The organism is Candidatus Accumulibacter phosphatis (genome assembly GCF_012939955.1).
In the GTDB taxonomy this organism is placed as follows: Bacteria; Pseudomonadota; Gammaproteobacteria; order Burkholderiales; family Rhodocyclaceae; genus Accumulibacter; species Accumulibacter delftensis.
This window is the reverse complement of record NZ_SPMY01000004.1, coordinates 21,947-43,824: the sequence shown is the minus strand read 5'-3', so window position 1 is coordinate 43,824 and position 21,878 is coordinate 21,947. Positions and strand designations below refer to the sequence as shown.

Genomic DNA, 21,878 nt, shown 5'->3' with positions numbered 1-21,878 from the left:
CAGGAGTCATAGCGCCCGAGCGCGACTTCCGGCGGTCGCTCGCAGATGTCACCAAGTCGCGCCTGGCCCTGTTTGTAGGCTCGTCGCCTTGCCGGGATCGGGAAGGCAGATAGCCTGTGGCACCTCTCGTGATGGCCGGCATTCCGGCACGCAGGATATCGCCCATCAGCGATTCTTGAGGATTCCTGCAGCGATATCGAGAAAACATCACCTATACTCGGATCCTTGCCATTGCATCGGTTACCCTCCGTTCGATGTTTTCCCGTATTCAGACCCGACATTTCCGCAGCCTAAAAGCCGTGGACCGGACCTTGGGACCGATTCAGGCCTTGGTGGGACCAAACGCCAGCGGCAAAACGACGTTTCTGGATGTGATCGGACTGCTCAGCGATCTCGTGCATGTGCACCCGCGTGGCACCGTGCGTGAAACCATGCTCTCGCGCAGCGCCAGTTTCGACAAGTTGATCTGGCAAGGGCCAGGCGAAGACGCGGGCTCGCGAGCGGCGTTTCAGCTGGCAGTTGAGGCGCCGATTCCTGCCGCTGTCCGTGCGCGGATGGCCGACGACAAGCAACGCTACACCTTGGTCCGCTACGAACTGGAAATTGGCTTTGACGCGCCTACGGAGGAGCTCGGGCTGAATCACGAGACCTTGTGGCTGCGCACGACAGACTCGGAGACACCCGCCCAGCAGCGCGACCTGTTCCCCTTGGTCCCTGATCACGCGCCGTCCATCTTTGTCGGCAAAGGGCGCCCAGGTTTCAAGGTGGTGATGAAGAAGACACCGGGCGGTAACGACAACTACTACACGGAAGGGGCGAAGAAGTCGTACGCGCCATCCTTTCGCCGCGGACGAAGCAAACTGGCCCTGGCTCACATTCCCGCCGACGAGGACAACTTTCCTTTCGGCCGCTAACGTTAACATTCCGTCCGCATATGGGCCGTGACGGCGGTGTTCGGAGCACCGGTGCTGAGTTGGCGCGAGAAGCGCCTCGCTTCCGCCACGCCCTGATGCTGCTGGACTTTCATGGCTGTGGGCGGGAGCACGAATCGCCACTGACGCTCGAGGCCACTCTGGATGGCCATTTGCAGGAAGTGTGGGGCGAGCGCGCCAAGTCCCTCGTGATTTTTCCTGAAGTCGACGTCTGGCTGTGGGGTGCGGACAACGTACTTCGCGAAAGCCTGCACTGGTCGCACGCTGCCCCTATTCGCGACTGGCTTCGTGCCAGAGGTTTCGAGTTCGGCGTCGACGGCAAGCCGCGCCAGCCGAAAGAAGCGATACGACTGATTTGCCGAGCGCAAAAGCTGGCCAGGTCCTCAGCACTTTACGAAAGAATTACCAGTCGAATCAGCCTTCAGAATTGCACTGATCCAGCGTTTGCACGATTGCGAGAGCAACTATCGGCCTGCTTCGGAGTTCGACGGTTGGCGCGGCCGCGCAGAGCCAATCAAGCCTGGCGCCACCGAGATTGATGTGCAAGCGTCCATTCCTGCGAATCGCTCGAATCAAAGCCAGATGTGAGGAAGGTTGCGTTTCGCGGCGGGTGCACCCTGTCAGCTGCCCGGGGGCACGCCCAAGCCAGTAACTCGGCTGGCGAGGGCAGCGTGCAGAAGTCGTATCCGCTGCATTGGCTCCGCGCCTCAACCGCGACCCAAATCCGGGCGATTGCAGGACGCTTCGTCGAGCCGCTTCAGGCCGAGCTTGACCATGAGGCTCTCGGCCGGACAGAAGCGCGTGAAGCCGCTCTGCAGGAGGTTGGCGCCGACGAAAGTGGTCAGCCACAGGAAGTGCTTCGAAACGAAAAGTGGGCTGGCTTCGACGCCCAGGGCGAGCGAGATGAGGATGAAGCTGCCGGCCATGATACGCACGGCGCGATCGGTGGTCATGTCTGATTCTCCTTTCTGAAGGCTGCGTAGTACAACACCGGGATCACCACCAAAGTCAGCAGGGTGGAGACGAAAATGCCGAAAATCAGGCTGATGGCCAGCCCGTTGAAAATCGGGTCGTCGAGGATGAACATCGCCCCGAGCATCGCCGCCAGTCCGGTCAGCGCGATCGGTTTGGCGCGCACCGAAGCGGACTGGACGATCGCTTCGCGCAGCTCCATTCCCGCAGCGACTTGCTGACGAATGAAGTCGACCAGCAGGATCGAGTTGCGGACGATGATCCCGGCCAGGGCAATCATGCCGATCATCGAGGTCGCCGTGTACTGGCTGCCGAGCAAGGCGTGCCCCGGCATGACGCCGATGATGGTCAGCGGGATTGGCGCCATGATGATCAGCGGCACGAGATAGCTCTTGAAGTGCGCGACGACGAGCAGGTAGATGAGGATCAGGCCGACGCCGTAGGCGATGCCCATGTCGCGAAACGTCTCGTAGGTCACCTGCCACTCGCCGTCCCATTTGATGCTGTACGAGGCGTCCGGCGCACTTGGCTGCTTGATGAACCACTCGTCCAGCGTGCCGGCCGCGTGTTCGACCCCCTCCAGCGCGCGCCCGGCGATCTCGCTGCGCGCCGCGAACATGCCGTAGAGCGGCGAATCGAGCTTGCCGCCCATGTCGGCGACGACATACACCACCGGCAGCAGGTTCTTGTGGTAGATCGCCTGCTCGCGCCCCATCTCGCGCACCTCGACAAGTTCGGAAACCGGCACCAGCTGCCCATCGCGCGAGCGGACGCGCAGCCTGAGCAGCGCGTCTAGCGTGCTCTGCTGCTCGGCTGGCAAGGTCAGACGTACCGGGATTTCGTATTTCGAGCCGGTGTTGTGCACCGGCGTGACGTCATCACCAGCCAGGCCCATGCCTATGACGTCGACAATGTCGCTTTGCGCAACACCGAGCAGCGCCGCCTTGTTCTGGAGAACGTGCAGGACGCTGCGCTGGCCGCCGGCGTTGACCGAATCGTCGATAGCCACCAGGTCCGGCGTCCCTTCGAGCACCTTGCGCACCTCCTTGGCCACCGCTCTCTGACCGCGGTAGTCGGGCCCATAGACCTCGGCGACGATTGGTGAGAGAACCGGCGGCCCCGGCGGCACTTCGACGACCTTGGCGTGGCCACCGGCGCGCTTGCCAATCGCTTCGATCGCGTCACGAACCGAGATGGCGATCTCGTGGCTCTTGCGGGCGCGCTGCTGGTGGTCGACCAGATTGACCTGCAGGTCGCCCAGTTCCGGAGCAGCACGAAGGTAATACTGGCGGACCAGCCCATTGAAGTTGATCGGGCTGGCGGTGCCAGCGTAGGCCTGGTAATTGCTCACTTCCGGCACTTTTGCGACTTCGGCGCCGAGCTCGTGCAGTACGCGCGCGGTTTCCTCGAGCGGTGTACCGACCGGCATGTCGAGCACGACCTGGAATTCGCTCTTGTTGTCGAAAGGCAACATCTTCAGGACCACCAGCTGCACCGCTGCCAGGAACAGCGAGCCCGCGATCAGCAGCATGATGACCAGCAACAGCCAGCGGCGCGCCACGCGACCTTTCCGGGCATCGAGAAACGGTGTCAGCAGGCGCCGAAACAGGCGCTCGAGGCGGCTTGGTCTTGGCGACTCGCTCGCCGCGTGCGGCGCAGCGCCAGCCGCCGAGTGCGCAGCCTGCGGAGGCTTTGCCAGCAGCCGGGCGGCCAGCCACGGGGTGACGACAAAAGCAACGGCCAGCGAGATGAACATGCCGAGGGACGAGTTGATCGGAATCGGGCTCATGTACGGCCCCATCAGGCCGGTCACGAAAGCCATCGGCAACAGCGCGGCGATGACCGTAAAAGTGGCCAGAATCGTCGGACCACCGACTTCATCGACCGCCAGCGGAATGATTTCGAGCAGTGGCTTGCCAGGCTGCAAGGCCTGCCAGCGGTGAATGTTCTCGACGACGACGATGGCGTCGTCGACCAGGATGCCAATCGAGAAAATCAGGGCAAACAGGGAAACACGATTGAGGGTGAATCCCCACGCCCAGGAGGCAAACAGCGTCGCGGCAAGAGTCAGGCTGACCGCCACGCCGACAATCAGCGCTTCACGCTTGCCAAGCGCAAAGAAGACCAGCAGGACCACGAAAGCGGTAGCGAAGACCAGCTTGCCGATCAACTTCTGTGCCTTGTCGGTCGCCGTCTGGCCGTAATTACGTGTCGTCGTGACTTCGACGCCGGCCGGGATCAGCGTGCCTTTGAGCGACTCGGCACGAGCGATGACGGCGCTGGCGACGTCGGCGGCATTGACCCCCGGTTTCTTCGAAACCTGCACGGTAACTGCCGGAAACTCGCCGTCTCGATTGCCGAACCAGACGTACTGGCGCGGCTGATCGGGCCCTTCGTCGACGCCAGCGACATCGCCAATGAAGACCGGCTTGCGCTCACTGCCAGTGCCGCGCACGGCAACGACCAGTTGCCTGACGTCGGCGGCGGATTCGAGATAGCTGCCGGTTTCGACGAGGACTTGGCGGTTTTCGGCGACCAGACTTCCCGACGACTGGCGGGCGTTACCAGCGCGCAGGGTGGCGGCAATATCCTGCGGGGTCACCGAAAAAGCGTTCATGCGCTCACTGTCCATCGACACGCGCAGCACCTGATCTGGACCGCCGAGCGTGGACACGTCACGCGTTCCCTTGATTCGCTTGAAGTCCACTTCGGCTGCGCGCGCCACCTGTTGCAGATCGAAAGCCGAGCGCTCGGGGTCTGTGCTCCAGAAGGTCAGCGAAACGATAGGCACATCATCGATGCCGCGCGGTTTGACCACTGGTTCGAGCACGCCGAGATCAGGCGACAGCCAGTCGCGGTTGGAATGTACGGTGTCATAAAGACGCACGACGGCATCGTTGTACTTGACGCCGACTTCGAACTGCACGGTGATCACCGCCATTCCCGGTTGCGACACCGAGTACACATGCTCGATGCCCGACATTCGCGACAAGACCTGTTCGGCGGGCGTGGCCACCAGATTCTCGACGTCCTGCACCGACGCACCGGGAAAGGCGATGAACACGTCGGCCATGGTGACGTCGATCTGCGGCTCTTCCTCGCGCGGCGTGACCAGGGTGGCAAAAACGCCCATCAACAGCGCGACCAGCGCCAGCAAGGGCGTCATCTGCGAGCTGGCAAAGAAACGGGCGATGCGGCCGGAAACACCCATTACCCTACTCTCCCCGCAGCTTCGCCGACTTCAGGGCGATGGCCGCTTTTACCGGGTCGAGAACGACGTGCTCGCCAGCGTGCAAACCGGAGAGCACTTCGATCTCACCAACGCCAACGCTTTCGCCAAGGCGCAGCTGGCGCAAGGACAGCACAGCGTCCTGATTCTGGACATAAACGGCAGTCACCGCGCCACGCCTGACGACAGCGGCCTGCGGCACGGTGAGCTTGCTTGCCCGGCCAATGACGAAGTGCACCCGTGCGTGCATGCCGGGAACGACATCGGCAAGCTCGCTGACGCCAGCGGGTAGGCCAACCCGTACCGGTGAGACGTGCGTCGCGGCGTCGGCGGTCGGCAGCACGGTGACACTGCTGGCGTCCACCCACTTGCCAAGTTCGGGAAATTCGACGCGCGCTTGTCTGACCGCGCGCATTTGCGGCAGCTGATATTGCGGGATGCTGGCGGTGACCCGCAGGCCATTCGGATCGTGGATGGTCAACAGCGGCCGGCCGGGCGCCGCCATCTCACCGAGTTCGGTCAAGCGCGCGGCGACGATCCCGGAGATCGGCGCGTACACCGTCGCATGCTCCACGCTCACCGCAGCTTGCGCAGCTGCCGCCTGTGCGGCGTCAAAATCGGCTTTCGCCTTGTCCACCGCTGCCTGGCTGACGAAGCCCTGCTGACGCAGGCCCAGGGTGCGCTGGTAGTGCGCGCGCGCATTGCCGAACACGGCCGCGGCGGCGGCCGCAGCTTCCTTGGCCTCACGGGCGTCGATCTTCATCAGCAGATCGCCCTTGCGCACCGCCTGCCCGGCATCGATCCGCACTTCGACGACCCGCCCCGACACCTGCGCCGCCAGGGTTGCCTGATTGACCGCCTCGACCAGGGCCTCGGCGGGCAGCGTCAGCTCGACCAAATGCGGCTCGACAACAAGAGTCGGCAAGGCTTGCGCGTGCACGGCAAGGGAGGCGACGGCAATCACACTGGCCAGCAGCGCATGCCACCAGGAGGGTCGGGTTCCAGGAGCTCTCATCATGTGCATAAGCATATACTGATATAGATTGCGGGACAAGGGGCGCAGCGCTTGCGCAAGCGCATCGACTTGCCTTCCCCCTTGACGCTGGCCCGTCTTCAATGAGACAAAGCGCTGGTCTGTCCACCGGCCTGCCACCATGAAACTCGTCCCCTTTGCTCTCCTCGCGGCTTTGCTCGCCGTCGGCTGCTCGCACGCACCCTCCAGCGGCATCTCCCACGCCGGGCTGAATCAGCCGGAAGGCGCCTCAGAGGCGACCCACCAGCCGGGCTGGAATGGCCAACGCTTCGCCGTTGCCACGGCGCATCCGCTGGCCAGCAAGGCCGGCCTGGAAATCCTGCAAGCGGGCGGCTCGGCAGTCGATGCCGCGATCGCCGCGCAGATGGTGCTGACGCTGGTCGAACCGCAGTCGAGCGGCATCGGTGGCGGCGCTTTCCTGTTGCACTACGATGGTCGTGAGGTCGTTGCTTTTGATGGCCGCGAGACGGCACCGGCAAGCGTCAGCCAGACGCTGTTCATGAAAGCCGACGGCACGCCAATGGCTTTTCGCGAAGCGGTGGTCGGCGGCCGCGCGGTCGGCGTTCCCGGCACTGTGCGGATGCTCGAAATGGCCCACGCCGACTACGGCCGCCTTCCCTGGGCGCGTCTTTTCGCGCCAGCGATCGCCCTCGCCGAGGAGGGTTTTCCGCTTGGCCTGCGCCTGTACACGCTGCTCAAGACTGAACGCGATCTGCGTAAGGACCCCAAGGCCGGCCCCTACTTCTACGAGCGCGACGGCGAACCGCACGCAGTAGGGACAATCCTGCGCAACACTGAACTGGCAGCGGTCTTGCGGCGCATTGCCAGCGAAGGCTCGCAAGCCTTCTACGAAGGCGAGGTCGCGCAGGCGGTGGTCACGCGGGTGCGTGACCATCCGGATAATCCTGGTCAGCTGAGCATGGCCGACATGGCGGGCTACCAGGCGAAGCGGCGGGCACCGCTATGCGCGACCTACGAGCCGCGGGCGGCCTTGCCGCCGCGCCGTTACCGCATCTGCGGCTTCCCGCCACCAAGTTCCGGTGAGATCACCATCGCCCAGATCCTGGGGATTCTCAACCGCACGCGCGCGCCCTTTCTGCGCTTCGAAGATCCCCTCTGGATGCACTACTACACGGAAGCCTCGCGTCTGGCCTTCGCCGATCGTGCCAGGTACATCGCCGATCCGGACTTCGTGGCCGCACCGGCCGGCAGTTGGGATTCGCTGATCAGGCCGGACTACCTGGCCGCGAGAGCACGCCTGATCGGTGCGCAGAGCATGAAAGTCGCCACGGCGGGTTCGCCGACACCACTGCGAGCCAGTTTTGCGCCGATGCCCGAGCAGGTCGAGTACGGCACGTCGCATATCAGCGTCGTGGACGCCGACGGTAAGGCCGTGGCCATGACCAGCAGTATCGAGGACGCCTTTGGCGCGCGCCAGATGGTGCGCGGTTTCTTGCTCAACAACCAGCTCACCGATTTTTCCTTTCTGCCGACCGACAGCAACGGCACGCCGATCGCCAACCGCGTCGAGCCAGGCAAGCGTCCGCGCTCGTCGATGAGCCCGACCCTGGTATTCGACAACGACAGCGGTGAACTGCTGATGAGCGGCGGCTCGCCGGGCGGGGCGATGATCATCCACTACACTGCCAAGCTGCTTTATGGAACGCTCAATTGGGGACTGACGCCACAAGAAGCGATCAACCTGCCCAATTTCGGCTCGCTGAACGGCCCGACCCTGCTCGAGGAACAGCGCTTTTCGCCGGACTATGTAGGCGCCCTGCAAGCGAGGGGCCACACGGTCAAGGAGATCGGTTTGAGCAGCGGCGTACAGGCAATCCAGAAACGCCAGGGCGCTTACATCGGCGGCGCTGACCCGCGTCGCGAGGGCCGCGTGATGGGCGAGTAGGGTGAGCATCTGCGCTCCGACCACCTGGCACGCGCCAGGGTGCCTGTGGCTGATCGCGGCCACCCTCGCCGGCTGCGCCACTGACAGCGGCTACGAATCTCGGCCGGCGCCAGTGCCACGCGAAGCGCAATCACCATCAGCCGCGCCAGCGAGCAGCCCACGCCAAGTGCCGCCAGCGCCGCCCTTGGCGCGGCCGCAGCCTACCCCTTACCCCGACGAACTCGAAGGCCGTGCGCTGGTCAGCCGCCTGCTACCCAACCAGATCGCCGATCGCGCCGGCTGGGCGGCGGATATCTTTGCCGCTTTCGCTGCGCTGCGACTTCCACCGACAGGCGAAAATCTCTGCGCAGTGGTGTCGGTCATTGCTCAGGAATCGAGTTTTCAGGCAGATCCGTCGGTTCCCGGCCTGTCGCGCATCGTCTGGACGGAGCTCGAGCGGCGCCGCAAGAAGTACGCCATCCCGCAGCTAGTTCTCGACCTGGCGGTAAGCAAAACATCCCCGGATGGCAACAGCTACAAGGTCCGCATCGACGCCCTGCGCACCGAGAAGCAGATGAACACGCTTTACGACGACATGATTTCGGAACTTCCCGGCGGCAAGGCCTTGTTTGCGGGCTACAACCCGGTGCGCACCGGCGGTCCGATGCAGGTTAGTGTCGAGTTTGCCGAAGAGCAGGTCGGCCAGCGCCGCTACCCCTATCCGCGCCAGGGCAGTGTGCGGGACGAGGTCTTCAGCCGTCGCGGTGGCGTCTATTTCGGAATTGCCATTCTGCTCGACTACCCAAGCAGTTACAGCCAGATGCTCTACCGCTTCGCCGACTTCAACGCCGGCCGCTACAGTAGCCGTAACGCCGCTTTCCAGGCTGCCGTGGCAGGCCTTGGCGGCCAGCGGCTGGCGCTCGACGGCGACCTGTTGCGCTACAAGAACGGCAAACCCGCCGCCGAAGCCAGCGACACGCTGCGTGCGCTCCTGGCTTTGCGAGCGCGCTTGCAGTTGACTGCGGCCGAGATCGAGAACGATCTCCGGCTCGAGAAGAGCGTCGCCTTTGAACAGTCGCCGCTCTACAGCCGGCTGTTCACGCTTGCCGATGCGGCGGGCAAAAAAAAAATGGCCCAGGGAAGCGCTCCCGAGCATCAGACTGAAAAGCCCCAAGATCACCCGCCCGCTGACCACCGAGTGGTTCGCCAGACGCGTCGACAGCCGCTACCGCAGCTGCCTGGAACGGAGGGAAGCTTGAGCAAAGGCGCTCAACACGACAGCCCGGAAGCAGCACTCAGAACTTGATCAGCTTTCCGAGTTCGCGAATGAAACCCTTGGGGTCAGCATCATCCGGATAGCGGAAGACGAGAAAACCGCGGCGATCCACGAGGTTTATCTTGCGGCCTTCGGCGCCCCCGAGAAGCGCCAGCAGTTGCGTATCGCTGGCCTTGCTGGCCTTGACCAACAGCAGGTCCGGGTGAGCCGCCAGCAGCTCTGCCGCCGGCGTCGTGCCATCGGTAATCAGCCACAGACGTTCCAGGCGTGCCATATTGCGCCCCTGCGCCGTGCGCGCCTGCCGGGTCAGATAGAGCGTGTGTTGGCAGCGCTCATCGCAACTGCCAGGGGCCGCAAAAATCGCCAGCCACTTGCCGCTGACTTCGGGGTGTTCCAGGACTGCGCCGTCCCAGCCCTGCAGCATTTCGAAAGGCAGCGCCAGCGGCTCAGCCAGCGGTTGACCGACCATCGCTGCGGTCTCTGGCGGCGAAACGAAGCGAAAATACAAGGCGGCGAGAAGCGGCAGCACGCACACCGCAACGATCGCCAGCAGGGTCAGGCGGCCCTTGCGCTGCGCAGCACGCACAGCCGCTGTCGTGGGAAGGGAAGGCTCGTCGACGGGCTCGACCGTCTGTCGGGGTGTACTCATTTCTTCTGCCATGCAAATAGGCCGTAGGCTACAGCCATGAGAGCGAAAACCAGCCACATCGCTGCGTAGCCGTAGTGTTTTGTGCGGGGGTTGTCCGCACTGCCCCAGTCGCGGACCAGACCATCGCCTTCTCCGCTGGTTTGCAGGAGGATGACCGGCAGCGGCTCCAGACCACTGCGCTGACGATAGTCCGCTTCACGCAGGTGTTGCCAGAGAGGTCCTTCGGGTTCGCTTTCCTGCAACGCGAAGATCCTCGTTTCAAAGCCGCGAGTGACACCAGCCACTTCGATCTCGCCAGCCGGCGTCGGCACGGACGGAATATCAGAACGTAGCCGTGGCGCCACCATCCAGCCGCGATTGACGACCACGACGGCGTCGCTGCCCGACAGGCGCAAGGGGGTGAGGACATAATAGCCCGGTCGGCTCCGATAGATCTTGTTGTCCAGAAACAGCGTCCTGTCCGCCAGCCAGTGACCACGCGCCGTGGCCGCCCTATCGATCAACTCGTCGCGCTGGCGCTGCTGCGCCGACAAGGCGACGGGCGTCGCGATCATCGCCGCCTGCTCGCGTTCGAAGCGCTCGCCGCGGGTTTCCGCGCGCCAGAGTTGGAAGCGCGCCATGACCAGGCAGGCAATTACCAGCAGGCTGACCAGCAGCAGGCGCAGGGCGCGACGCTTGAACGGGGAGATCGACATGAGAGAACGCTTGGCCCCGGGCGGGGTCCTATGAGGTCGCGAGTCCGGTAGACTACGAGCTTTCTGGAGGAAACTCGATGCACATCATCGTTGCACTGCTGCTGATCACCATCGTCGCCAGTCTTGGCAGTGCCCTGGTGTTCATCTATCGCGACCAGGGCCAGGGCAAGACCCGTGCGGTCAAGGCACTTTCCCTGCGCGTTGGTCTGTCCTTTGCACTCTTTGCGCTGCTCATCGCCTCGCAGCGGTTTGGCTGGGTTAGCGCTTAACGGGCGCCTGATGTGCGCTGGGTGGAAGAAGCGCGACGCACCCTCGGTGCGCCGCCGTTCCCGTACCGGGAGCTTCTTACAACCAGTAGATGACGATGAATAGACCGAGCCAGACGACATCGACAAAGTGCCAGTACCAGGCAACGCCTTCAAAGGCGAAGTGACGCTCGGCAGTGAAATGCCCCTTCAGGACGCGAAACAGAATCACCGTCAACATCGTCACCCCGAGGGTGACGTGGAAGCCGTGGAAGCCGGTGAGCATGTAGAAGGTCGAGCCATACACGCCGGTCGTCATCTTGAGGTTCAGGTCGGCGTAGGCGACACCGTACTCATACACCTGGAAGGAAAGAAAGATCACGCCAAGCACGATGGTCAGCAGCAGCCCGATGATCAGTTGTGTGCGCTTCTCGGCAATCAGCCCCCAGTGCGCCCAGGTCAGCGTCGCGCCGGAAGTCAGCAGCAGCAGGGTATTGACCGCCGGGATGCCCCAGGCGTGCATCTGCGAAAAAGGATCGCTCGCCCCGGGTCCGGCACTTGGCCATGCATCCTGGAAGCCTTCCCACAGGGCGGCCTGCTCGGGACTCGCCAGGTCGGGAATGGCCAGCACGCGAATATAGAACAGGGCACCGAAGAAGGCGACGAAGAACATCACTTCGGAGAAAATGAACCAGCCCATTGCCCAACGAAACGAACGATCGACCTGAAGGTTGTAGCGTTGCCCCTCTGACTCGCCGATGACGCGGCCAAACCAGCCAAAAAGCATGATCGCCAGGACGACAAAGCCGCCCGTAAGAACGAAGCCGCCGTTGGCCACCGAGTTCATCATCAGCACGGCGCCGGTAGCCAGCAGGAGCAGGGCTATCGAGCCAACCAGCGGCCAGTGTGACGGCTGGGGAACAAAATAGCGGCTTGCGGATGCGGGATGACTCATCTTGACTTCCTCCAGATCATATTATCGTTATTGCCCGGTTACTGCGTTGATGCGTCCGTCTACTGACGACTGATGTAAATTGCGACACTCACCAGCACCAGCACAAAAACCAGCATGAAAACCAGCGCGGTGATCAAAATCTGCAACGGTGACAAGGGTTCTGCATCGTGCTCGTGCGGCCGGTGCCCGCGGATGCCGAGCAGAGCCCAGGCAACCGTGCGAATGGTGCTGAAACGTCGGCTTTTCGCCGCCTGCGTAGCGGATCGCGGCATCGCTCACTTCCGGCTTTCTACCGGCACCTCGAAAAAAGTATACGAAAGCGTAACCGTGTTCACCTCTTCGGGCAGCCGGGTATCCAGGAAGAAGACGACCGGCATTTCGCGCACTTCGCGCGGCGCAAAAGTCTGCTGCTTGAAGCAAAAGCAATCCAGCTTCTTGACATAGTTACCCGCGTACTGCGGACCGTAACTGGGCACCGCCTGGCCAATCACCGTGTAGTCGCGCGTGTTCTCGACGCGATACACGACATGCACGATATCGCCGGTCTTGGCCGGCAGAATCGGCGTCTGGGGACGGAAAAGCAGAGCCCCGTCATGACTGTTGGCATCGAACTGCAGGGTCACCGGACGACCCGGGATCGCTGACGCAGAGATTTCCTGCGCACGATCAATATCATAAAGCCCTGTCCACTCGCAAAAAGCCTTGTACAGGCCCGGCTGCACCGATACGAAAAGCAGGCTGCCGACCACTATCGTCAGCAGGATCAAGACCAGGCGCCGGTTTTTTCCGCTCCGCGACGGCGACCGGGTAGTCACCGCCGCCGGCGGGTGCAGCACAGGATTCACGTGTTGCCCAGCCACTGCCGGATGATGAAGCTCAGAAAAACAGCGGCCGCGAACAGACCCAGACCGATCGCGATGCGCCGGTTGCTGTGATTTCGTGACGGATCACGCGTCATCCGTGCGCCTCGGCCTGATCAAAATGCGGCGGGTCTTCAAAGGTATGGTAGGGCGCTGGCGAAGGCACCGTCCACTCCAGCCCGTGCGCTCCATCCCAGGGTCGACTCGACGCGCGAGCGCCGCCCCTGACGGTCTGAATGACGATGACCAGGACCAGCAGCTGGCTGAAGCCGAAGCCGAAGGCGCCGATGCCGGAAATGACGTTGAAATCAGCGAACTGCTGCGCATAGTCCGGAATCCGTCGCGGCATGCCGGCCAGGCCGAGGAAGTGCTGCGGGAAGAAAGCGATGTTGAAGAAGACCATCGACAGCCAGAAATGCCACTTGCCGAGCGTTTCGTTGTACATGTGCCCGGTCCACTTCGGCAGCCAGTAATACAGGCCGGCGTAAGCGGAGAAGAGAGCACCAGCAACCATCACGTAGTGGAAGTGAGCGACAACGTAATAGGTGTCCTGCAACTGGATGTCCACCGCGGTCATCGCCAGCACCAGGCCAGTCAGCCCGCCGATGGTGAACAACACCAGGAAACCCAGCGCAAACAGCATCGGTGTTTCGAAAGTCAGCGAGCCACGCCACATGGTGGTGACCCAGTTGAACACCTTCACCCCGGTCGGCACCGCGATCAGCATCGTCGCGTACATGAAGTACAGCTGGCCGGTCAGCGGAATGCCGGTCACGTACATGTGGTGCGCCCAGACGAAGAAGGAGATCAAGCCGATCGCGGCAATCGCATAGACCATCGAGACATAGCCAAACAGCGGCTTGCGCGAGAAGGCCGGGATCACATGCGAGACGACGCCAAAGGCCGGCAAGGCGATGATGTACACCTCGGGGTGGCCGAAGAACCAGAAGATGTGCTGGAAGAGAACCGGATCACCGCCACCGGCAGCGCTGAAGAAGCTGGTGCCGAAGTGGCGGTCGGTCAACAGCATGGTCACCGCACCGGCCAGGATGGGCATCGAGGCAATCAGCAGGAAGGCCGTGACCAGCCAGGTCCAGCAGAACAGCGGCATTTTCATCAGCGTCATGCCGGGCGTGCGCATGTTGAGGATGGTGGTGACGATGTTGATCGAACCCATGATCGACGACATGCCGAGGATGTGCACCGCAAAAATGGCCATATCCATGCCCATGCCCATCTGGATCGACAGCGGCGGGTACAAGGTCCAGCCGGTACCGGCGGCGCCGCCGGGAACGAAGATCGAGGCCGTCAAGAGGATCGCGGCCGGCGGCAACAACCAGAAACTCCAGTTGTTCATCCGCGCGAAGGCCATGTCCGAGGCCCCGATCATCATCGGGATCATCCAGTTGGCGAAACCGACGAAGGCCGGCATGATCGCGCCAAAGACCATGATCAGCGCATGCAGCGTGAGCATCTGGTTGTAGAACTCCGGCGAGACGTATTGCAGTCCCGGCGTAAAGAGCTCGGCGCGAATGATCAGCGACATCGCGCCGCCGACGAGGAACATCACGAAGCTGAACCACAGGTACATCGAACCGATGTCCTTGTGATTGGTGGTGGTCACCCAGCGCTTCCAGCCCGTCGGGTGCCCGTGGCTATCGTGGTCATGGTGGCCGGCGTAACCGGTGTGTGACGTGGCTTGCATAATCAGATTCTCCTGATGGCCTGTGGCGCGATTACTTGCCGCGAAGCGCCTTGACTTCGGCGGGCTGGATGAGTTCACCGAGCTTGTTGCTCCATGCGTTGCGCTCGTAGGCAACAACGGCGGCGATATCGGTGTCGCTCAACTGTTCTGCGAAGGCGGCCATGGCGGTGCCGGCCTTGCCTTTGAGAACCATCTCGATGTGCGCTGCCTGTGGCCCCTTGGCAACCGCAGAGCCATCCAGCGCGGGGAACGCCGGTGGCAATCCCTCGCCGTTTGCCTGGTGGCAGGCCGCACAGTTGGTGGTGTAGACCTTCTCACCAAGGGCAAGCTGTTCATCAAGCGTCCAGACCTTGTTCGGATCTTCGGCGACGGCAGCCAGCTGCTGCTTCTGCTCGCCAACCCAGGCCGCGTATTTTTCCTCGGAGACAACCTCGACAACCACCGGCATGAATCCGTGGTCCTTGCCGCAAAGCTCGGAGCACTGGCCGCGATAGGTGCCTTCTTTCTCGGCCCGGAACCAGGTGTCGCGCAGGAAGCCCGGCACGGCGTCGGTCTTGACGGCGAAGGCCGGCACCGACCAGTTGTGAATCACGTCGTTGGCGGTGGTGAGAATGCGTATTTTCTTGCCGACCGGCACCACCAGCGGGCGATCGACCTCGAGCAGATAGTGCTCTCCCTTGGGAGCCTTGTTCTCGATTTGCTCACGCGGGGTGGACAGCACACTCATGTACTTGACCCCGGCCGCATCGCCAGTGAGGTATTCGTAACCCCACTTCCACTGATAGCCCGTCACCTTGACCGTCAGATCGGGCTCCGAAGTGTCGCGCATGTCGACCAGGGCCGAGGTCGCCGGGAAGGCAATCGCCACCAGGATCAGCGCCGGCACGATGGTCCACGCCAGTTCGACGGTCGTGTTGTCGTGAAAAGTGGCCGCCTTGTGGCCCTTGGACTTGCGGTGATAAACGAGTGAATAAGCGACGACCGCGAAAACGCCGACGAAAATGACCACGATCACCCACAACAGGAGGGTGTGCAGTTCGTAGACGCGGCGAGCAACAGCGGTGACCGGCTCCTGCAGATTGAGTTCCCATGCGGCGTTCGCAGCGCTGCTGAACAAGCCGAGTAATCCGGCAATGAACAGCCCGGTGGTTCCACGTCGCAGACGATTGCTGTCGCGATTGCTGTTTGAGTTTCGTGCCATTTTCTCCCTTTCCCCGCCAACTCCCGCGCCCGCCGTGTGGCAGAACCTAGGCGCCAGCCCCTGACCTTCTCGAAAACGTACCAAAATGAACCCGAGCGGGCTCCGTTCCAGTGTCTTACCAAGCGCGGAGGTTAACACACTCCACTTGATATGGATCAATGTTCAACCGAAAAAATGGCGACCTCCCGCGCGACAGCCGCCTCTCTGCGACCCATGACCGACCGCCGGGCGAAACAGTGCGTCCACCGGCTGCGCCTGGCGAAAGGCGCGGCCAAACCCACGGCAAGGCCGCGCAACACACTATGAAGGCGCGTAGAATCATCCAGTTGGACGTTCGCCTTGCCAAGTGCGCCGGGCCCCGTGGTAGAATTTCGCGCTTGATACCTTGACCTGCGTCAAGCCCCGCTGGGACGCTCCTGGGCCCTGAGCATTCGGGAGGAATCGATGAGCGTGGTTGCGGCACGGACAGCGACAGCGCAAACTTGGGAGGCCCGCCGCGACTACTCGCTGTCGGTTAGCGAACGCAAGTGGGTGTTTCTGGCCACTGCTACCTGGTTGGCTGCCATCGCTATCACTTTCTCGTATTTCGGCGCCTGGCCGATCCTGCCGTTTACCGGACTTGAGCTGGCTCTGCTGTGGTGGGCCCTGCGACAGATCGACGCGACCACCGAGGATTTCGAGAGAATCACCCTCGAAGCGGAGCTCCTGACGATAGAGACACGCCGCGGCACACTGCTGCAGCGCCACGCTTTCCATCCATACTGGGCGCAGTTGCAGTTTGATCAGCCTCCGGGACAGCAGCAGCGCCTGCTGATCCGCTCACATGGCAAGGAAGTCGAAGTCGGCCGCTGGCTGTCGGAAGAACAAAAGAGGGCGCTCGGCAACGAGCTGAAGAAGAACCTGGGCGCGCTGCGGCCGGAGAGAACTCTCTGAGGAGAGCGTTTTTTGAAGATGCTGCACCGTTTCTGCCTGCGGGCGAAGGTTTTCTGGTCGGGCCTGCTTACGGCAGCAGTTCCCGCACTGGCGCGCGCTGATTCGACCGCCAGTACTGCGTTCGCTACGGCGGCCGGCCGTGAACCGCTGCCGATGCACGGTTATTTCATGGTTTTCCTTACCGTGCTCTTCGTGGTGATCTTTGCGATCACCATCTACTCGATGGCCAAGCACCGCAAAGGCAGTGGCGATCAGGTGAACAGGTTTGCGGGGCCAACCGGAACGGTGCAGTGGCTGTGGGCGATGGTTCCGTTCGCCATTCTGCTATTCGTCGACTACGTTCTGTTCAGTCTCCACTTTGCTGGCTGAACGGGCCGGCCATCGCGCCAGATCGTTGTCAATGAAAGACCCTACCCGGCAGGCAGGTGACTGATTCCCTCGGTGATGGCATGATTCGCCAGTGCCGTGGCCCGCGCATGGTCGCGAGCGACACGCACGCTGGACGATGGCTTGAATGTCAAAATCGCGTACGCGACTCACGAACCCCCCTTCTCGCCCCTGCGGGAGAAGGTCCGGAAAAGAGGAAAGCGGTCATCTCATGACCGTGGGACGATGAAACAGGAAAGCGACAGGAAAGCGATATGGCAGTGATCAGCACCAGCTCCCGGCGTTCGCCCGGGCAACGCCTGGCGGCTTTCTTCGAGTTGTGCAAGCCGCGCGTCAACAGCCTGATCGTGTTCACGGCGATGATCGGCATGTTTCTGGCCGCGCCGTCCTTCCCACCGTTCGGGCTGTTTGTTGCCGCCTCGGTCGGCATCGCTCTGGTCGCCGGTGCAGCCGCCGCAATCAACTGCCTGATCGAGCAGGAAATCGATGCCCGCATGGCGCGAACGCGCGCCCGCCCGACAGCGCGTGGCGAAGTATCGGCAAGGGAGACGCTGACCCTGGCCACCCTGGTCGGCGGCCTGGGTTTGTGGATCCTGCACGCCTTCGTAAATCCGCTCACCATGTGGCTGACATTGGCCACCTTTTTCGGCTATGCGGTGATCTACACGGTGGTGCTGAAACCGGCAACACCGATGAACATCGTCATCGGCGGCGCCTCCGGCGCCATGCCGCCGCTGCTCGGCTGGGCGGCAATCACCGGCCAGGTCGGCGCCGAAGCGCTGGTGCTGTTTCTGATCATTTTCATCTGGACGCCACCACATTTCTGGGCGCTGGCCTGTTACCGCTGCGCAGACTACGCCAAGTCCGGCCTGCCGATGCTGCCGGTCACCCACGGCATCCGCCTGACCTGCCTGCACAGCCTGCTGTACGTGGTGATGCTCACCGGCGCGACCATCCTCCCCTATACGCTCGGCATGAGTGGCCCCTGGTATCTGGCGGCAGCACTGATTCTCGACGGCGTTTTCCTCGTCTACAGCGTCACTCTCTGGCGAGACTACAGCGACAAGCTGGCAAGGCTGACCTTTCGCTATTCAATCATTTATCTGACCCTGCTGTTCACCGCGCTGCTCGCCGATCACTTCCTGCGCTGATCGATCAGGCGTCAAGCGCCGCCAGCAGCTTGTCGTGAATGCCGCCAAAACCGCCGTTGCTCATCACCAGCACTTGGTCTCCGGCGCGTGCGGCGCCAGCAATCTGCGCCACCAGCTGCGCCAGATCGTCTTCGACGATGGCTTTCTCGCCTAGCGGGGCGAGCACTTCGGCGGCATCCCAACCGAGATTCGCCGCATAACAGAAAACTCGGTCGGCGTCAGTCAGGCTGGCTGGCAGCAAGGCCTTCATCACGCCCAGCTTCATGGTGTTCGAGCGCGGTTCGAGAACGGCCAGAATGCGCGCGCCCCCCACCTTGCGCCGCAAACCGCCGAGCGTTGTCGCGATCGCCGTCGGATGGTGCGCAAAATCGTCGTAGACCTCGACGCCGCGAACCCTACCGCGCAGCTCCATACGCCGCTTGACGTTTTCGAACGTCGCCAGCGCCGCCAGGCCCTGCGCGAACGGCACCCCGACGTGCCTGGCGGCCAGCAGGGCGGCGAGCGCGTTGAGCCGATTGTGCGCGCCGCTCAGCCCCCATTGCACGCTGCCAAGTGCTTGCTCGCCCTGCCACAGCTGCAGTGAGCCGGTTGCGTCATCGCCATCGGCATGCCAGCCTTGCGGGTCGTTGAAACGTTCGACCGGCGTCCAGCAGCCGCGCGCCAGGACACGCTCCAGACTACCCTCGGCGGCATTCGACAGCAGCAGGCCATTGCTCGGCAAGGTGCGCACCAGATGGTGGAACTGCGTCTCGATGGCCGCCAGATCGGAGAAGATGTCGGCATGATCGAACTCGAGATTGTTCAGGATCGCCGTTCGCGGCGAGTAGTGGATGAATTTGGATCGCTTGTCGCAGAAGGCGCTATCGTATTCGTCGGCTTCAATCACAAAGAATGGCGAGTTGCTGTCGTCCCCGGACAGCCGCGCCGAAACGCTGAAGTTCCTCGGCACGCCGCCGATCAGGAAGCCGGGGCTCAGGCCGGCATGCTCGAGAATCCACGCCAGCATGGCAGCCGTCGTGGTCTTGCCGTGCGTCCCGGCGACGGCCAGCACCCAGCGTCCTTTCAGGACATGCTCGGCCAACCATTGCGGCCCCGAGAGATAAGGCAGACCGCGGTTGAGGATCTCCTCAAGCAGCGCATTGCCGCGGGAGATCGCATTGCCAACCAGATAGCAGTCGGGCTCGAAAGCGATTTGTGCCGCAGCATAGCCTTCGACAAGCTCAATCTGTGCCGCTTCGAGCTGCGTGCTCATCGGTGGGTAGACGCTGCTGTCGCAGCCAGTTACCCGGTGGCCTGCAGCGCGCGCCAGCTGGGCAAGACCACCCATGAAGGTGCCGCAAATGCCGAGGATATGAATATGCATTTAGCCGATCCAAGTTAGAATTGTGCCGAGGAAGGCGCGATTGTACCTCTGGCGACGCCCCGCCTTCTCCTGCCTTCTCCTGCCTTCACTTGTCTTGCCTGCCCCGACAACGCCGCTACTACCCACCACTACCCCGCTAGCCCTTCGCAACCGCCAAGCCCCACCGGAACGCTTTGATGAGCAGCCGACAGGAACGCCAGCGCCCCCCCCCAGCAGCGCAGCCATATCGCCAAAATCGCCGCGCGCCTGATGGCCGAAGATGGTATCGCCTCCGCGGCCCTCGCCAAACGCAAGGCGGCGCGCAGCCTCGGCTTGCCGGACAACGCAGCGATGCCCGACGACGCTGAAGTAGAGGCCGAACTGCGAACCTACCAACATCTCTTTCAGGAAGACGAACAAGAGACCAGACGAATGCAGTTGCTGGGCATCGCGGCGCGGCTGATGACCACCGTGCAGCGTTTCAACCCCTACCTCAGCGGTTCGGTGCTCGACGGCACCGCCGGCCGCTATGCCGAGATCGACATTCAGCTGTTCACCGATAGCGCCAAGGATGTCGAGATTTTTCTGCTCAACGAGCGCATCAGCTACCGCCACAACGCGCCGCGCACCGATCGTGCCGAGGCGGTGCTGACCCTGCTCATTGACGGCGTGGTCGCCAACCTGGTGGTCTATCCACGCGATGACGAGCGGGTGAGTTTCAAGACGCGCGACGGCCGCATCCGCGAGCGCGCACGTCTGGCAAAGGTGCACAAACTTCTGGCGCACAAGGGAATGTCTTCAGCATGAGCAAGGGCGGGGGATTTCTGTTCGGGCTTTTTGCCGCTGTCGTCGCCTTACTCGCTGCCGTCTACACCGTTGCGCAACGTTCCGAGACCATCCAGCACGTTTTTGCAACGCTCCCGAGCGACGCCGTCGCGCACTTTTTTGCCAGCACGCTTGCCGACGAGAAAGGTGTACCGCAAGCGCTTTCGCAATGGCGCGGCAAGACCCTGGTGGTCAATTTCTGGGCCACCTGGTGCCCCCCATGCCGCGAGGAAATGCCGGCTTTTTCGCGCCTGCAGCAGGTGCACGCACCTAAAGGAGTGCAATTTGTCGGTATCGCGCTGGATTCCGCCGCCAGCGTGCAGGCCTTTTCGGAACGTTATCCAGTCGCCTACCCGTTGTTGATTGGTGGCGCCAAGGGCGTTGAACTGGCCAACCGGTTCGGTAATTCGACGCTCAGCCTTCCCTACACCGTCGTTCTCGATCTAGACGGTGCCGGGCGGCTGCTCCGATTGGGGACCTTGTCGGAGAACGAGCTGGACGATTTTCTCCGCAAGTTGACCGCCGGCTGACGACGAGTTGCTGGACAAAATGTGCCGATTTGCGGCAAACTTGCGGCCATGAAGAGGCAAAAGCACGCTACAGCGGAAAATGACAAGCAGTCGGATTCGCCGCGTCTGCTCGTCCTGCACGGGCCGAATCTCAACCTTCTCGGCAGCCGCGAACCCAAGCATTACGGTTCGACCACTCTCGCCGAGATCAATCTGGCCCTGGCCAAGCGCGCCGAGAGTGCGGGCGTCAACCTGGAGTCCTTTCAGAGCAACCACGAGGGAGCGCTGATCGAGCGTGTGCACGCCGCCGGCCAGCAAGGCGTCGGTTACATGATTGTCAATCCAGCGGCCTACACACACACCAGCGTCGCCCTGCGCGATGCCATTGCCGGTACCGGCATCCCTTTTATCGAAGTCCACCTCTCCAACGTTCACGCACGCGAAGCTTTTCGCCACCACTCGTACTTTTCCGATCTGGCGATTGGCGTCATCACCGGCCTTGGCAGCGAGGGTTACCTGCTGGCGCTCGAATACCTGCTGAGCAAGGTTTCTGCTGAGTGAGCCTTCAAGCAACACTTTGTCAGGCGATCGTGGCCCCTGGCCGCGAAAGAGTATCTTCATCCGGAGAGCATTAATGGATCTACGCAAGTTAAAGAAGCTGATCGATCTCGTCGAGGAGTCGAGTATCACCGAACTCGAGATCAACGACGCCGAGGAAAAGGTCCGCATCGTAAAAAACGGCGGCGCCATGGCTCATCAGGCCTACGCGCTATCGATGGCCACCCCGGCGCAGATGATGGCCGCCGCACCGGCAACGGTCACCATCACCCCGACTGACGAACCGACGCTTCCCGAAGGCGATGTCGTCAAGGCACCGATGGTCGGCACTTTCTACCGCGCAGCCAGTCCGGGGGCTGACGCCTTTGTCCAGGTGGGCAGCGTCGTCAAAGCCGGCGAGACGCTGTGCATCATTGAAGCAATGAAATTGCTCAACGAGATTGAAACCGATCGCGCAGGTACGGTGAAGGCCATTCTGGTCGAGAATGGCGAGCCCGTCGAATACGGCGAGCCGCTATTCGTTATCGGCTAAGGGG

At 62.5% G+C, this 21,878-nt stretch carries 23 protein-coding genes; 11 read left to right on the top strand and 12 right to left on the bottom strand.

The window, feature by feature from the left end:
• Nucleotides 1–311: 311 nt before the first annotated feature.
• On the top strand, nucleotides 312–914 hold the full coding sequence (locus E4Q23_RS01315; protein ID WP_169064960.1) for an AAA family ATPase: 603 nt from the start codon (nucleotides 312–314) through the stop codon (nucleotides 912–914).
• 725 nt (nucleotides 915–1,639) lie between these two features.
• On the opposite strand, the gene E4Q23_RS01310 is transcribed toward E4Q23_RS01315, so the two are convergent.
• The 3 genes from E4Q23_RS01310 to E4Q23_RS01300 are packed head-to-tail and all read right to left on the bottom strand — an operon-like array spanning nucleotide 1,640 to nucleotide 6,151.
• On the bottom strand, nucleotides 1,640–1,885 hold the full coding sequence (locus tag E4Q23_RS01310) for a YgaP family membrane protein (RefSeq protein ID WP_169064959.1): 246 nt from the start codon (nucleotides 1,883–1,885) through the stop codon (nucleotides 1,640–1,642).
• A complete protein-coding gene (locus tag E4Q23_RS01305; protein ID WP_169064958.1) occupies nucleotides 1,882–5,115 on the bottom strand; it encodes an efflux RND transporter permease subunit in 3,234 nt (1,077 codons plus the stop codon). Before E4Q23_RS01305 ends, E4Q23_RS01310 begins: the two co-directional genes overlap by 4 nt.
• Nucleotides 5,116–5,119: 4 nt before the next feature.
• Nucleotides 5,120–6,151: an efflux RND transporter periplasmic adaptor subunit gene (locus E4Q23_RS01300; protein WP_169064957.1), complete on the bottom strand. Its 1,032-nt coding sequence runs from the start codon at nucleotides 6,149–6,151 to the stop codon at nucleotides 5,120–5,122.
• 136 nt (nucleotides 6,152–6,287) lie between these two features.
• Between E4Q23_RS01300 and E4Q23_RS01295 the strand changes: the two genes are divergently transcribed.
• On the top strand, nucleotides 6,288–8,072 hold the full coding sequence (locus E4Q23_RS01295; protein ID WP_169064956.1) for a gamma-glutamyltransferase family protein: 1,785 nt from the start codon (nucleotides 6,288–6,290) through the stop codon (nucleotides 8,070–8,072).
• Between the two features lies 1 nt (nucleotide 8,073).
• Nucleotides 8,074–9,357 (top strand): DUF1615 family protein, encoded by a 1,284-nt coding sequence (locus tag E4Q23_RS01290; protein WP_336511580.1) that lies wholly within the window; start codon nucleotides 8,074–8,076, stop codon nucleotides 9,355–9,357.
• On the opposite strand, the gene E4Q23_RS01285 is transcribed toward E4Q23_RS01290, so the two are convergent.
• Together E4Q23_RS01285 and E4Q23_RS01280 are read right to left on the bottom strand one after the other, a co-directional pair.
• A complete protein-coding gene (locus tag E4Q23_RS01285; protein WP_169064955.1) occupies nucleotides 9,347–9,976 on the bottom strand; it encodes a hypothetical protein in 630 nt (209 codons plus the stop codon). The genes E4Q23_RS01290 and E4Q23_RS01285 overlap by 11 nt on opposite strands.
• A complete protein-coding gene (locus E4Q23_RS01280; protein WP_169064954.1) occupies nucleotides 9,973–10,671 on the bottom strand; it encodes an SURF1 family protein in 699 nt (232 codons plus the stop codon). Before E4Q23_RS01280 ends, E4Q23_RS01285 begins: the two co-directional genes overlap by 4 nt.
• 77 nt (nucleotides 10,672–10,748) lie before the next feature.
• Between E4Q23_RS01280 and E4Q23_RS01275 the strand changes: the two genes are divergently transcribed.
• Nucleotides 10,749–10,940, top strand: coding sequence for a twin transmembrane helix small protein (locus E4Q23_RS01275; RefSeq protein WP_169064953.1), 192 nt, complete (start codon nucleotides 10,749–10,751; stop codon nucleotides 10,938–10,940).
• Nucleotides 10,941–11,016: 76 nt separating this feature from the next.
• On the opposite strand, the gene E4Q23_RS01270 is transcribed toward E4Q23_RS01275, so the two are convergent.
• From E4Q23_RS01270 to coxB, 6 genes are read right to left on the bottom strand one after another with little or no spacing between them, the layout of a single operon-like run.
• Nucleotides 11,017–11,871: a cytochrome c oxidase subunit 3 gene (locus E4Q23_RS01270; RefSeq protein ID WP_169064952.1), complete on the bottom strand. Its 855-nt coding sequence runs from the start codon at nucleotides 11,869–11,871 to the stop codon at nucleotides 11,017–11,019.
• 59 nt (nucleotides 11,872–11,930) lie between these two features.
• The gene (locus E4Q23_RS01265; RefSeq protein WP_169064951.1) at nucleotides 11,931–12,143 is read right to left on the bottom strand and encodes a DUF2970 domain-containing protein; all 213 of its coding nucleotides are present in this window, start codon (nucleotides 12,141–12,143) and stop codon (nucleotides 11,931–11,933) included.
• A 3-nt stretch (nucleotides 12,144–12,146) separates the two neighbouring features.
• A complete protein-coding gene (locus tag E4Q23_RS01260) occupies nucleotides 12,147–12,716 on the bottom strand; it encodes a cytochrome c oxidase assembly protein (protein WP_291998358.1) in 570 nt (189 codons plus the stop codon).
• Nucleotides 12,713–12,829 carry a cytochrome oxidase small assembly protein gene (locus tag E4Q23_RS23230; RefSeq protein ID WP_211203579.1) on the bottom strand — a complete coding sequence of 39 codons (117 nt, stop codon included), beginning with the start codon at nucleotides 12,827–12,829 and terminating at the stop codon, nucleotides 12,713–12,715. The genes E4Q23_RS01260 and E4Q23_RS23230 overlap by 4 nt, the downstream gene beginning before the upstream one ends.
• On the bottom strand, nucleotides 12,826–14,436 hold the full coding sequence (ctaD, locus tag E4Q23_RS01255; RefSeq protein WP_169064950.1) for a cytochrome c oxidase subunit I: 1,611 nt from the start codon (nucleotides 14,434–14,436) through the stop codon (nucleotides 12,826–12,828). The genes E4Q23_RS23230 and ctaD overlap by 4 nt, the downstream gene beginning before the upstream one ends.
• Before the next feature lie 31 nt (nucleotides 14,437–14,467).
• On the bottom strand, nucleotides 14,468–15,637 hold the full coding sequence (coxB, locus tag E4Q23_RS01250; RefSeq protein ID WP_169064949.1) for a cytochrome c oxidase subunit II: 1,170 nt from the start codon (nucleotides 15,635–15,637) through the stop codon (nucleotides 14,468–14,470).
• A gap of 444 nt (nucleotides 15,638–16,081) precedes the next feature.
• Between coxB and E4Q23_RS01245 the strand changes: the two genes are divergently transcribed.
• The 3 genes from E4Q23_RS01245 (at nucleotide 16,082) to cyoE (ending at nucleotide 18,108) form a co-directional block, all read left to right on the top strand.
• Nucleotides 16,082–16,570, top strand: coding sequence for a DUF2244 domain-containing protein (locus E4Q23_RS01245; RefSeq protein WP_169064948.1), 489 nt, complete (start codon nucleotides 16,082–16,084; stop codon nucleotides 16,568–16,570).
• 18 nt (nucleotides 16,571–16,588) lie between these two features.
• On the top strand, nucleotides 16,589–16,939 hold the full coding sequence (locus tag E4Q23_RS01240; protein WP_248595174.1) for a cytochrome c oxidase subunit II transmembrane domain-containing protein: 351 nt from the start codon (nucleotides 16,589–16,591) through the stop codon (nucleotides 16,937–16,939).
• A gap of 272 nt (nucleotides 16,940–17,211) precedes the next feature.
• Nucleotides 17,212–18,108, top strand: a complete 897-nt coding sequence (gene cyoE, locus E4Q23_RS01235) for a heme o synthase (RefSeq protein WP_169064946.1) — start codon at nucleotides 17,212–17,214, stop codon at nucleotides 18,106–18,108.
• Nucleotides 18,109–18,112: 4 nt separating this feature from the next.
• Here the strand turns inward: cyoE and mpl are convergent, their stop codons facing one another.
• Entirely contained in the window at nucleotides 18,113–19,471 is a 1,359-nt protein-coding gene (gene mpl / locus E4Q23_RS01230; protein WP_169064945.1) for a UDP-N-acetylmuramate:L-alanyl-gamma-D-glutamyl-meso-diaminopimelate ligase, read from the bottom strand.
• Between the two features lie 249 nt (nucleotides 19,472–19,720).
• On the opposite strand from mpl, the gene E4Q23_RS01225 reads away from it, so the two are divergent.
• The 4 genes from E4Q23_RS01225 (at nucleotide 19,721) to accB (ending at nucleotide 21,874) form a co-directional block, all read left to right on the top strand.
• Nucleotides 19,721–20,257, top strand: coding sequence for a hypothetical protein (locus tag E4Q23_RS01225; protein ID WP_248595172.1), 537 nt, complete (start codon nucleotides 19,721–19,723; stop codon nucleotides 20,255–20,257).
• Nucleotides 20,254–20,805 (top strand): TlpA family protein disulfide reductase, encoded by a 552-nt coding sequence (locus E4Q23_RS01220; protein ID WP_169064944.1) that lies wholly within the window; start codon nucleotides 20,254–20,256, stop codon nucleotides 20,803–20,805. The genes E4Q23_RS01225 and E4Q23_RS01220 overlap by 4 nt, the downstream gene beginning before the upstream one ends.
• 48 nt (nucleotides 20,806–20,853) lie before the next feature.
• Nucleotides 20,854–21,345 carry a type II 3-dehydroquinate dehydratase gene (gene aroQ, locus E4Q23_RS01215; protein WP_169064943.1) on the top strand — a complete coding sequence of 164 codons (492 nt, stop codon included), beginning with the start codon at nucleotides 20,854–20,856 and terminating at the stop codon, nucleotides 21,343–21,345.
• Nucleotides 21,346–21,418: 73 nt separating this feature from the next.
• The gene (gene accB, locus E4Q23_RS01210; protein WP_169064942.1) at nucleotides 21,419–21,874 is read left to right on the top strand and encodes an acetyl-CoA carboxylase biotin carboxyl carrier protein; all 456 of its coding nucleotides are present in this window, start codon (nucleotides 21,419–21,421) and stop codon (nucleotides 21,872–21,874) included.
• The last annotated feature ends 4 nt before the right edge of the window (nucleotides 21,875–21,878 follow it).